The following is a 12,425-nucleotide window of genomic DNA, read 5'->3' on the forward strand; positions in this document are numbered from 1 at the left end:
ACAGCAGCTAGATTAACCAGAATTTAGCTTGGCGACATTGGCTCATCGATTAAACATGCACCAACAACGGTGGCTACCGTAACAAGATGCTCTCGGAATCAGGGTGAAAGATTCCGATGCGGTTGGGCCATGCCCGGGACTTCCCAATGGCTGACACCTTTTGGTTGACCTACCGCGGTGGTTCGCCGTGGACGGTGGGAGTCGCGTAGGCTGGACGCAGACCACTGACAATCGCCGCCGCGCTGCCTCCCGACACGATCGCTACCACAACCCAAATGAGCCTCGCGGCAAATTTGCCAAACCGGTTCTCGATATGCGCGACCGATCGAATTTTGTAGGGGGCATCCCAAGGGCCCAGCGCGATGCCGGTCGCAACTACAGAGAGGGTGAGAGCCAAGCAGCTAACGAAGAACTCATCCGGAGACAAAACACATCCTCTTTTAATTCAGGGGCAACCAAAACCGGAGTCAGACGTCGCTTTGACGCATCCGACGACGAATCTGCCGACGCTGCATCCGAGCCGTCTCCAGATCCGGGTTGATGTCCACGCAATAATCGAGTGCGTGGAGCGCCTTTTCCAGGTTGCCGTTCAGATACCGGATCTTCGCGAGACTCTGCCACGCGAGGTAATGGAACCGACAATGCCACAGGCAGCTTTGGTAAGCCCGTTCAGCATGCGCGAAATCTTCCAGCCCGTGCCAACAAATTGCCAACTGATGGTGAGCCTCAGCGTACGTCGGAGCCTGATCAATCAAGATCAACGCGGGTGAGAGGGCGGCCGCGTATTCGCCACCGTCGTTGAGATGCATCACCCGCAGCAACTGCTGGTGATGCAGTGGTGCCGCGTCGCGGACCAACACCGCTCGAAACGAATCGTCCGCGACCAAACGCACGCCACGGTCCGAATCGGAGATCGCTCGTCCCAACGCGTCGACGCAGCGACGATCACCGAGCATGCCGAGGGCGAGAGCCGCCGCCCGACGCTGTTCCACCACACCGCGACTGAGCAGAGAAAGCAGAGTCGCCGAAGTGTATGATTCATCGACTTCGTGTGCGAATCGGCACGAATTGGCCGACTGGAGATACCGTCGGTAGGCAGCCGTCAGGCGGGTGGTATGAACAAGGGGTGTCGTCACGTTGGCATCCATTTGGGGCGGTATATTCGATTCAACTATCCAACTGCTACGTCATCGAGGTTAAAGATCCGTTTTCTTTCTATCCCCCATTTGACTTTCCGATGTTAGACCGATCAAGCTGACAGGCAAGACGACAAATGAAAAAGAATTTGGGATGCCGAATGAGCCAAAGCAGCCGAAACGAGCGACGAGCCCGCAATAGCTGCCCTTGTGCCACGCCCCCCCTGTCCACGCTCCCCCCCACGATAATTTGCGGACACCCACGACCGCTCAGCAGCCACTTTTGGTCGCTCCGACAGATCCGCTCAAACGCGTCGTTCCGCATCGCATGCGTGCCGGTATTTGCTGCCTATCTGGCAATCTTTGCTACCACGGAGCATGCTGCGGCACAGCCTCCTCTGACGAGCCCATCAGCAGCCGACGCGTTGGCTCGCGCACGGATCACCCTTAGCGTCGAAGAGCAAACGCTCGGCACGCTGCTCGACCAAGTTCTCCGTTCCGTTTCGGCGGGCGAGACACCACCGGACGAATACCAGGCCGCCCCGATCCGGTCGATCTGGATGGATCGACGAGTCGACCCGACCACGAAAGTCAGCATGACGGTAGCGGCCCAACCAGCCGCTCAGGTCATCCTCGACCTCACCCGACGCGAAGGGCTCGCCCTGTTTCCGCTGCCCGGCGTGCTCGTCGTTGGCCGCGACGAATGGGTGGACACCACGGTCGCTCGTCTCGCAGGTGGCTCGCCCCGAAGCACTGGAAAAAACCGAGACGCGGAAACCATTTCCGTCCGCTGGCCAACCGGCTGCACGGCGGCGGAGCTGCTGGCACTGATCGTATCGGCACCGAAATCGAACACGCGAACCAGCAAAATCACTGACTTGGTCTCGTGGCAGGAAACCGCCGCTAAAACACGCAGCGGCACGTCCCACGTCAACTGGTTGCCTCACGACATTTGGCCAGCCGGCTCGCTGATTGGTGTGGAGAGGACAACGGCCGTCTCACTCGTGTTGGCCCAGTTCGATCTCGCACTCAAACGAGGGACTCGCCTTGAAACACTGGTTTCGAAGACAACCGATGACGCGGCCGGCCAACCCAACAAACAGATGCCCGATCTGCCAACCGGGGTTCAACCGTGGACAGAATTGCCTGCCGCGAGAGCGTTCCCGTTAAACTACCGGGCCGGGGACTCGACACCCGCCATCCGCCAATCGCTCGCCGATCAAAAACCACGATCATCGGTTCGCGCGACCGGCGAACACCTGACGGTTCTCGCGACTGCGGCAAACCATCGACACGCATTGGTCGCTCACTGGAATGCGATCGCCGACAACGCAAATCCTAACGCCGGCAATCCAGGCAACCCTCCCGCCAAAGCAGCCGTGTTCGACCTCAAACTGATCAACAAAGCCGCCGGTGATGTCCTGCGGCAACTCGCGGCTGCCGATGGGAAAAAAATCCGCATCGAAGTAGCAGCGGAATTAGCCAGCGAAAAACGGATCAACCTCGACGGAACCAAAAAAACGCTTAGGCAACTCGCCCAGATCGTGGCAGAGTCCGCCGGGCTGGCCGTGCAGTGGGGCGACGATGAGGTAGTCGTCAGCAAACCCTAACCCATCTTCGCATGCTTCTCGCCTCACCGGCGCGATTGCGCCATCGCACGTCAAAAGGGTTGTCGGGTTTAACGATCAGCGATCGAGGTCAATGCCGGCTAACACTCCGCGATATTGACCGCGAGCCCGCCCTGCGAGGTCTCTTTGTATCGGGACGACATGTCTGCCCCGGTTCGCTTCATCACTCGAATCACGCGATCGAGAGACACCGTGTGCGTGCCATCACTCCGCAGCGCCAAACGACTCGCGTTGATCGCTTTGACCGCCCCCATGGCGTTCCGTTCGATACAAGGGATTTGCACCAAACCTTTGATCGGATCGCAGGTCAATCCTAAGTTGTGCTCCATCCCGATTTCGGCGGCCTGCTCGACTTGCTCGGGCGTTCCACCGAGAACCTCGGTGATCGCCCCCGCAGCCATCGAGCACGCGACCCCCACCTCTCCCTGACATCCAACCTCCGCACCCGAAATGGACGCGTTGCGTTTGTAGAGAGAACCGATGGCCCCAGCGGTTAAAAAGAACCGTTCGATTTGGGCATCGTTCGCACCCGTGCAAAACCGCGTGAAATAATGCAACACCGCAGGAATGATGCCCGCTGCACCGTTTGTCGGCGCCGTAACCACACGCCCTCCCGCCGCATTTTGTTCGTTGACCGCAAGGGCGAAGAGATCAACCCAGTCGAGCACCATCATCGGATCGGTGGGCAACTGATCCTTCCGAGTTAGCAGATCGTGCAGCCCCGGTGCTCGACGCTTCACTCCGAGCCCGCCCGGAAGAATCCCTCGTGTTTGACAGCCCAGCCGAACACACTCCTGCATCGTTTGCCAAATCTCTTGCAACGCCTGTTTGATCTCCGCATCAGAACGAAAGACTCGCTCGTTCTCGCGAATCAAATCACTGATGCTGCACGAAGTCTGCTGAGTCAAAACCAACAGGTCGTTCGCCGATGAAAACGGATACGGAACCTCGACGCATTCCTCGGAATTCGGTTCCTGTCCCTCTTTGATGACGAAACCACCACCGATCGAAAAATACGTACTCTCGTGCACCAACTCATCGCGACCGTCGCCTCCGTATGCCTGAAATCGCAACGCATTGGGATGAGCATCCAACGTAATCCGGCGGTTAAAAATAAGATCCGTCTTTTCGCAAAACGCAATCGATTTCACCCCATCGATCTCGATCGCACCGGACTGCCGAATCGTTTCTAACCGTGCCGGAATCAATTCCGGATCGATCTTCTCGGGGCATTCCCCGCAAAGCCCCATCAACAACGCTGTATCGGTTGCGTGCCCCAGACCGGTCAACGCGAGCGACCCATACAGATCGATTTTGAGACGGTTGACCGAACCGATCAAACGGTCATTCGTCAACTCATCGACGAACAACTTTGCCGCTCGCATCGGTCCTACCGAATGTGAACTCGACGGCCCGATGCCGATTCGAAACAAATCGAACACGCCGCAATAGGGACTCGCGTTGGAATCGCTCTCAGTTTTTTTCGCTGCGGACAATGGAACACGATCTCGGAGGAAGCGGACTCGGCAAGACGACGTCGTTCAAAACCGTGAAGGCGAATAAGGCGACGCGTCAATATGAGTATCTTCCCCCGTCACTAACTCGGCAACCAATCGTCCCGTTGAGGGTGCCAGACTCAGTCCTAGCATGTTGTGACCGGTCGCGAGAAACGCATTACGCAGATTTTTTGTCGGACCAATGATCGGCAGACTGTCCCAAGTCATCGGACGCCATCCATACCAAGTCTCTTCCGCGTCTCCATCGACCGACGCGACCAAGTATGGACGTGCCGAATCTCGCAATTGCTGAATCCGCCGACCATCAATCGACGTGTCGTAGCCAGCAAATTCCATCATCGACCCGAGTCGCAGACCTTCGTCGAATGGCGAAACACCGACCTTATGCTCCGGGAAAAGGATTGGATGCTTCGGCAACGGCTCCGATCGCTTCATCGTCACCGAATAACCCTTGCCCGGTTCTACCGGAACGCGGCACTCCAGTGCGTCGGACCAACGTGTGCTCCACGCTCCCATGGCGAAAACAAAGTGCTCGGCTTCCAAGTCACCTCGCGTCGTCGACAGATGTTTGACCCGTCCGGCTTCCTTGTACACCGACGTCAGTTCACAGTTCTCGTGGATCGTGACTCCTGAACTGCGTAAGAGCTCCCCCCACTGACGGTTCAGCTTGTCCGGCCGAACCGACGTGTCACCGGTGTAATGAAACGCCCCCGCCAACCCCGACTTCAACCCCGGATCAAATTCCGACAATTGATCGCCTTCGATCCGGTCGGCCGACACTCCGAACTCCTTCGTCAGCATCTGGTCCGATTTGGCAAACGCATCCATCCCGCGTTGCGTACGCAAGACATACAGCAACCCATCCTCTTTCCACTCACAATCAATCGAGTTTTCTTCAATCAGATTCCGGTATTCGGCCATCGACGCGTCAAGGATCGACTGCAAATGCTTCCCCGCGGAGAGAACCTGACGATGATTGCAACGACGGGCGAACTGCCACATCCAATTCCACATCGCCGGACTCATTCGAGGCTTCACTCGAAAAGGCGCCTGCGGGTTCAACAGCGACTTCATCGCAACCGCAAAAGCACCAGGTTCGGTCAGAGGCGGCACGTGACTCGGACAGATGTATCCGCAATTGCCATGCGAACACGCCGAGGCGACCGTACCACGGTCAATCAGAGTGACCTTCAAACCAGCCTTCGCAAGATAATGCGAGCACGCAATCCCGATCGTCCCCGCACCGACAACGACCACCGAACCACGAGCATCAGGCATGGTCATACCTCACCTTCCATGGGCGTGTGACGACGAGGACTACGAATACCGTTCTTGAAAGGATCAGATTCGTGACGAATCAATTTCCCTTCGCTACAAACGAACGCACTACCGACGATCGTCGGAACAACTTTATCGGCATCGATCCGCTTGTAACTTCCACTGAATTGACTGCCGATCACACTTTCCTGAATCCAAATTTCACCTTCATCGAGTTTGCCGTCCGCCGCCAAGCACGCGAGCTTGGCGCTTGTACCGGTTCCACACGGCGACCGATCGTATTGTCCACCGGGGCAGTAGACGAAATTTCGACTGTCGGCATCGTCTGAATGCGCCGGCCCGAAGAACTCAACGTGATCGATCTCCGCGCCATCTTCGCCCGTGATGCCATGAGCCCGCAACGAATCTCGAACTCTCGCCGCCGCGTCGGTCAGGATGTCCACATTTTCCAAACAGAGCTCCGCAGGAGTTTCGCCGATGAGAAAGAACCAGTTTCCGCCCCACGCGATGTCGCCTACGACTGTCCCCATTCCTTCGACGTCGACCGCCACGGAAGAACGAAAACGGTAGCTCGGCACATTTTCGATCGCTACTTCGTTTGGCCCCAGCAAATCAAACTCAACGACGCCCACAGATGTTTCAAGCCGATGCTTCCCGAGTCCCACCATCCCGAGATGGTGAAGGGTCACGGCAACGCCGATCGCGCCATGACCGCACATACCTAAGTAACCAGCGTTGTTAAAAAAGATCGCACCACTGGCACAGGTCGGATCGGTCGGTTCGCACAATAATGCTCCCACAACCGCGTCCCAACCTCGAGGCTCATGAATGACGCATCGGCGGAAACAATCGGACGTTTCGCGAAAACGGGCGACCCGGTCGCGAATCGGTCCGCCACCAACGTCGGGACCGCCTTCGACGATGATTCTCGTCGGTTCGCCTTCGGTATGAGTGTCAATAAATCGAATTTCGTTCAAGATGCCCTCCCAGACCAATTGTCCCACCACGTGCGAAAGAGTCGCCACTGCCCTTCTAGGAACGCACGCTGTGATGAACTCAGCACGTCCGTCGAGTTGATTTGGTGTTCATATTCCGGGTTGCCCTCCAACACCATCAGATGTTTGTAGTAGAGCACCAAGTCCGGTCCGTCATCGAACTTCGCCAGCACCGCGAGAGCGTTATCAAGCTCTTCGGCAAGTCGGCGGGCTTCCACATCGCCGGCGGCGGCCTGTTGACACAATTCGACCAGTCGCAAGATCTGCGTCGGCAACGCGTTGCCGACACCCGTGATCGCACCGGCCGCGCCGCAACGAACAAAGCCGTGGAAGACTTGAGTATCGACACCCACCATCAACGTCAGAGCAGGATTGCCACTGGTGATGAATTCAGAGGCGTAACTGAGCGAAGCCGCTCCACCAAACTCTTTGAATCCGATCAAGTTAGAAAATTCATGATGCAGGTCAAAGAACAAATCCGCCTTCGTTTCAAAACCATAGTAGGGGCTGTTGTAAATCACCGATGGTAAGTCTTCGCCCGCCTTCAAAATCCCGGCGAAGTGGGCTCGCTGCGCCGCCGGTGAAATCCCGCGTGACAATACGCGTGGGATCACCATCAAACCGGCTGCACCCACTTTCTTCGCGTGGGCCGCGTGATCGGCAGCGAGTTGTGGGTTCTGCGCGCCGGTGCCGACAACAACCGGCACCCCCGCCTCGGCCAATAGCCGCACACCTTCTTGGCGTTGTGCGTCCGTGAGCAGTGGCCAGTCACCCATCGAGCCACAGTAAACAACCGCTCGCATTCCCAAATCAATTAACTCGCGTCCCTTCCGGACGAGGGCGTCAAAGTCAGGTTTGCCACTAGCGTCACAGGGCGTCATCAGGGCAGGGATGCAACCGCGAAAAATCGTTGAACTTTCAAACACACACATCTCCAGGCTATCGAGTAGTCGACGCCACAGAGCGTCGTAAGGGATCGGTTTAGGATTCGAACGAATTCCGGATCCACGTTTTAACGGGTTCATTCAGCGCTGACAAAACCCAGACGATCGTGACCCAACCCAAATATTAGACGCTCTCATAAAATTCTTCTTGGCACCACCGAAGCCACCAACACAAAAACGCGCACAATTAGACCGGACGACAACTTGCCTGTGAAGCCTTGCAAGAATTCACAACCCTCATCCTTGAGCCTGCCATTCCACGCCATTGCGAACGCATAACCTGAGACCGACAGCCCACGTTCGAAAATCGACCGTTGGCGTTCTGTTTGGCGACGGAACATCACCTTCCAACGTTTTTCGCTTGACTTATTGATCGCTTTTGCGTTGGATGATTACTCGAACGTTCGGTCAAACAAATTTTTCCCAATCGCACCGGCCTCTGACTGGCTATCTCGCTGACTCTGATGAGCGATCGTAGATCGCGAACCGGTGGCCCGTTGAAACCAGTCGAGCGAGCGTCGTCCGCGTGGACAGCGAATTCTAAAACGCGCACACTCCGCAAATGGAGCCACCATGATGATCAAAGAGATTCTCAGCCAACTTCCCGAACCGTTCACCGGCGAAGAACTGTTTGACCACCTCACCGACAGCGTGTTTTTCATTAAGAACGCGTCGGGCGAATATCTCGTCGTTAACGAGACGCTCGTTCAACGAAGTGGTGTGCGAGACAAAGGAGACGTTATCGGCCGCACCGCCGAACAATTGCTGCAACCACCACTCGGCCAACGCTACACCGATCAAGACCAGCGGGTGATCGAAACCGGACGACCGCTGTTGGCTCAACTAGAATTGCATTTGTATTCTTCCGGAATCGTCGGTTGGTGCATCACCACAAAGCTGCCACTGAAAAACAGTTCCGGCAAAGTCGTCGGGCTCGTTGGTATTTCTCAAGACCTTCGTCTTCCCAACTATGAAACCGACGAATACTCCCACATCGCCGCGGCTCTCGAACATGCAGAGAAGAACCTGAGCTCACCGCCGTCAGTCGAAAAACTCGCCTCGATCGCAAAGATGTCGAGGTACCAACTCGATCGTCGCATGCGTCATATTTTTGGCATCACCACAGGACAATGGCTGATGAAAGCCCGCATCGATTTGGCGGAAAACCTGTTGGCCGAAACATCTCATTCCATCGCGACGATCGCATTGGAATCCGGATACTCCGACCAGAGCGCGTTCACTCGCCAATTCCGCCGAGCCACGGGACTTTCACCCCGCGAGTACCGCGCCGTTCGAACGAATCAGTAACCGCGTGCCTTGAAGTGGTCGCGTCAAAAGCGGAAATGAAGCGAAGACCGTCCCGCACGCCCACGCACGACAGGGGCGTGACGAACCGGAGCAACAACGCGGACAGCCGGGCGAGGTGCCACCACAAATACGCTGCGCGGTGAAGTGACATAGGTCGGCGAAACATAAGTTGCCGACGCCTCGGCCCGCGCCATCGCGTAACTCTGCTGTGACGCCGACTGAACGGCAACGATCACTCCGTCGGAAACTCCATTGGCCTTCAAATCGATCAAACCGTCAGGGCTCAAATCAAAAGAGCCTCCGCGTGTTTGCACCGCATTGATGATGACGTGATCCCCAAGCCCAGATTGCGCCATCCGGATCAGATCGAGGTTTGACAACGCGGATTCCGATGCCGGATAGCTTACCTGGCGAAGAGCCGCATCGCGTTCCTCACGAGCATCCTTCGCATCACCCACCAAGGCTCCGGCGACGGCACCCGTGGCCGCGCCGATCAACGCACCTTCGCCTGCGTGTCCGGATTGATGCCCAATGACCGCACCTGCCGCGGTACCTAAAAACGTTCCCACCGCCGCGTCGTGCTGCGTGTGATTCGTCGTTTGGCATCCGGCCGCCATGCACAAACCGATCGCCGTCATCGACAAACCGAACATTTGTTTGCGTTTCAATTCCGTTGACATAGTCACCTCAACATCGGGGGGATGTGGCTTACTGATCCAACACAGCGAGATGCGAAAAAACAAGGTTGATCGCTTCAGTTTTCGCCGTGAGACATCGCTTCCATTCGGCAACGGCCGCAGACGGTCTAGACACTTTCGTGATTCGAGCACGTCCACCGTTCATCCAATCAACTGGCTGCGTTTGTGATCTCACTCACAATTTCCTCAATGAGGACTCAACTAGCCATTTTGCCAGCACCGCTTCTCGCGGTAACTTGACGCTGACTTTGGATGGTGATAGCTCCGTTGTCATTGAGTATGCCGTCGTGAGCGGACATTCATAACTCACCTGTCCCCGAGACTGCCACTGCGACCAGAGGCGATCTACCAAGAAAAGCTCATATCAATAGCACGCGGTTGCGGGAGCAAACAGGCGGGTTCACGAATTGTGCAAACGGCCCCGACTACAGCAGCTCAAACGACTCGCGACCGAATGCCTTGCCGTTGATTTGCAGAGTCACGTGGTGAGTTCCTGGGTAGAGTGTGTAGGTCGTCGCGTTTGCTCGTAGGACATGCCGTTTCTGCAACTCAGTGGTGCTGCCTCGACTCACTTCCACCTGTTTGAGCTTATGCACCTTGGAAGACCGTTTGCCGTTGGCTTTCACAAAATCGATGACATAGTCGATCATCAACGCCTCGTCGCGTTGGGCCTGCAAAACAAACGCGAATTCGATCGCTTCTCCTGGCTTAACTGCTTGACGTGCCATGGAAAACTCAGACACTTCGATCGCCGGGTTGGATCGGAATCCGAGCAACTTCAACGCCTTGGGATTCCCTTGTTTCACCAACGTCCGAAGTGCATGCTTACTCATCCAACGCAGCTCCTCCTCCGCTTGATCGCCTTGCCGTTTCCATCGATTCAGTGCGGCTAAAACCGCGGCGGGGTCCGATTTGGCAATATCGTTGAGGTGGTTGGCCACGGATCGCGTGACCAGACGAGTGGGATCGGAGTGCAACTGATCGAGAATTGGCATCGCGGCAGTGGTCTCAATTTCGAGCCTCTTGGACCACGGCAACAGGGGACGCGTTCCTTCACTCGCCAAACGACGAACGTGGTAATGCGAATCGAGGGCCCACTTCTGTAACTCACTCATCGTTTCGGCAGGATACCGATTGATGAATGCTCGGATGGCGTCTTCCATCGAGAACCGCTGCGTGAGTGCCTTCAGTGTGCGGAGGGAAAGTTTAAGATGACGCTTTTCCAATCCGTTTCGGACAACGAATTCTCCGAGCGGTGCGAAAATAAAATCACCAAAATCGTCATCCGTTTTCGTCGGATCCAGTGGTGGCGGAAGCATGTCAACAATCTGTTTTGCCGCGAGCTTGTAGTCGTCAGCGACGAACCTTTCGAGCGTGCTGGCAATATGAACAATGCGCTGTTTCAGCTCGAGATCCGTGAGGCCTTTCATCGTCGCTCGAACAAAGGCCGTTCGTTCAAACTGACAATCGGCATGATGAAACAACGATGCGAGGTACTCGACGCGGTCGCGATTGAACAATTGATCCTTCAGGCTGAATCCAGCCCCCGGTGTGTCGTTAGCCATCGCGTGTCTGCTTCCTATCGCTGTTTAACTCGACGAGATAACTTCATATCTCGATTGCACGAAACCAAATTCGAATACCTTCGTGCTCCGGTGAACCAGTCTTCTATCCTCGGTAAAATTACCGAAGAGGGGAATCCCCGAGCCAATCAAAACGGGAATCACCGTGACGATCAATTCGTCAATCAATCCGGCCTGGAGGAAACGTGTGATCGTTTCCCCTCCATCGACATAAATGCGTTTTGCACCTTCCTCGGACAATCTCCGATGCAGCTTTTCGGGACTCTCCGACGAATGCGTCACACACTGAGGAATCTCCGCCGGAAACACAATTTCATCTCGGCTCAAAACGATCACGCGATGCTCGCCGTACGGCCAAGCCCCAAACGACAATACTTTTTCGTAGGTATTGCGGCCCATGACAAGAACGTCCACTGAAGCCATGAATGCGTCGTATCCGCAATCTTCACCTGCGGGCACCGTTGCGTTGGCTTCGTCGAGCCAATCAAGCGATCCGTCTTTGCGGGCGATGTACCCATCAAAACTGGTCGCGATAAATACGGAACAAATTGCTGTCATCGAATCGCATTCCTTTAAAAACTCTTCAGCCTAGCCACGAGAGAGATATCGTCAGGTCTTCTCAATCGCCAGCAATTTTCCCAGGTCACCACCTGTGATCGCATCGAGATTCTCTTCGATTTTCTCCACCGGCCAATCCCACCATTTGATCTGGAGAAGTGCTTCGATTACTTCTTTGGAGAAGCGAGATTTTAATTTTCGTCCCGGGTTGCCCCCAACGACCGTGTACGGCTCGACGTCTTTAACGACAACAGACCGACTGCCAATGATCGCTCCATCACCAATGGTAACGCCCGGCATAAGGACCGCGTCCATCCCGATCCAAACGTCGTTACCCACCCGCGTGTCACCTTTGCGATTTGCCACCTCGAACATCGCCATGACGTCTTCGCGAGAGGTCTCCGCCGTCATCATAAAATTTGAGAAAGGATAGGTCGAAAAACCGGACGTTTGATGATTCGCCGAATCCGTGATAAACCGCACGCCATGAGCGATCTGCACGAACTTTCCGATGACCAATTTCTCGGGACTCAGCGGAAACAGATAGGGAGCGATCGCTGTTGCATAATCATCGAGCACCGCGAAATTGTGATAGTAACTGAAGTCACCGACTTCAATTCGCGGGTGGTCGATCACCGGTTTCAACTGCACCACTTGTTTGATCACCGTTCCGTCCGGCATCACCATGGGGTGTCTTTTCTTTGGATCCAAATTCGGCATCGTTCCACCAAACTCCTTTCTGCGATCGAGTGCACCGTGCGGCTCACCAACATAGACACC

The 12,425-nt window shown here is 55.8% G+C and carries 12 protein-coding genes; 2 read left to right on the top strand and 10 right to left on the bottom strand.

Annotation, left to right across the window (positions count from 1 at the left end; all coding sequences use genetic code 11):
• Positions 1-169 precede the first annotated feature (169 nt).
• Positions 170-427 (bottom strand): hypothetical protein, encoded by a 258-nt coding sequence (locus tag FHS27_RS11895; protein ID WP_184305158.1) that lies wholly within the window; start codon positions 425-427, stop codon positions 170-172.
• A gap of 40 nt (positions 428-467) precedes the next feature.
• A complete protein-coding gene (locus FHS27_RS11900) occupies positions 468-1,136 on the bottom strand; it encodes a HEAT repeat domain-containing protein (protein ID WP_315854533.1) in 669 nt (222 codons plus the stop codon).
• A gap of 332 nt (positions 1,137-1,468) precedes the next feature.
• On the opposite strand from FHS27_RS11900, the gene FHS27_RS11905 reads away from it, so the two are divergent.
• Positions 1,469-2,746 carry a hypothetical protein gene (locus FHS27_RS11905; protein WP_184305160.1) on the top strand — a complete coding sequence of 426 codons (1,278 nt, stop codon included), beginning with the start codon at positions 1,469-1,471 and terminating at the stop codon, positions 2,744-2,746.
• 98 nt (positions 2,747-2,844) lie between these two features.
• Here FHS27_RS11905 and FHS27_RS11910 read toward each other — a convergent pair whose 3' ends face one another.
• From FHS27_RS11910 to FHS27_RS11925, 4 genes are read right to left on the bottom strand one after another with little or no spacing between them, the layout of a single operon-like run.
• The gene (locus tag FHS27_RS11910) at positions 2,845-4,260 is read right to left on the bottom strand and encodes an L-serine ammonia-lyase (protein WP_221225039.1); all 1,416 of its coding nucleotides are present in this window, start codon (positions 4,258-4,260) and stop codon (positions 2,845-2,847) included.
• Positions 4,261-4,305: 45 nt separating this feature from the next.
• On the bottom strand, positions 4,306-5,565 hold the full coding sequence (locus tag FHS27_RS11915; protein WP_184305161.1) for an NAD(P)/FAD-dependent oxidoreductase: 1,260 nt from the start codon (positions 5,563-5,565) through the stop codon (positions 4,306-4,308).
• On the bottom strand, positions 5,562-6,536 hold the full coding sequence (locus FHS27_RS11920) for a proline racemase family protein (protein WP_221225040.1): 975 nt from the start codon (positions 6,534-6,536) through the stop codon (positions 5,562-5,564). The genes FHS27_RS11915 and FHS27_RS11920 overlap by 4 nt, the downstream gene beginning before the upstream one ends.
• Entirely contained in the window at positions 6,533-7,579 is a 1,047-nt protein-coding gene (locus tag FHS27_RS11925) for a dihydrodipicolinate synthase family protein (RefSeq protein WP_246419594.1), read from the bottom strand. The genes FHS27_RS11920 and FHS27_RS11925 overlap by 4 nt, the downstream gene beginning before the upstream one ends.
• A gap of 492 nt (positions 7,580-8,071) precedes the next feature.
• Between FHS27_RS11925 and FHS27_RS11930 the strand changes: the two genes are divergently transcribed.
• Positions 8,072-8,806, top strand: coding sequence for an AraC family transcriptional regulator (locus FHS27_RS11930; RefSeq protein ID WP_184305162.1), 735 nt, complete (start codon positions 8,072-8,074; stop codon positions 8,804-8,806).
• A 23-nt stretch (positions 8,807-8,829) separates the two neighbouring features.
• Here FHS27_RS11930 and FHS27_RS11935 read toward each other — a convergent pair whose 3' ends face one another.
• The 4 genes from FHS27_RS11935 to FHS27_RS11950 form a co-directional block, all read right to left on the bottom strand.
• The gene (locus FHS27_RS11935) at positions 8,830-9,486 is read right to left on the bottom strand and encodes a YMGG-like glycine zipper-containing protein (protein WP_184305163.1); all 657 of its coding nucleotides are present in this window, start codon (positions 9,484-9,486) and stop codon (positions 8,830-8,832) included.
• Positions 9,487-9,929: 443 nt separating this feature from the next.
• Positions 9,930-11,069, bottom strand: coding sequence for a DNA alkylation repair protein (locus tag FHS27_RS11940; protein WP_184305164.1), 1,140 nt, complete (start codon positions 11,067-11,069; stop codon positions 9,930-9,932).
• Positions 11,070-11,093: 24 nt separating this feature from the next.
• A complete protein-coding gene (locus FHS27_RS11945) occupies positions 11,094-11,645 on the bottom strand; it encodes a dihydrofolate reductase family protein (protein ID WP_184305165.1) in 552 nt (183 codons plus the stop codon).
• A 51-nt stretch (positions 11,646-11,696) separates the two neighbouring features.
• Entirely contained in the window at positions 11,697-12,332 is a 636-nt protein-coding gene (locus FHS27_RS11950) for a CatB-related O-acetyltransferase (protein ID WP_246419596.1), read from the bottom strand.
• Positions 12,333-12,425 lie beyond the last annotated feature (93 nt).

This window comes from Aporhodopirellula rubra, from assembly GCF_014192335.1.
In the GTDB taxonomy this organism is placed as follows: domain Bacteria; phylum Planctomycetota; class Planctomycetia; order Pirellulales; family Pirellulaceae; genus Rhodopirellula; species Rhodopirellula rubra.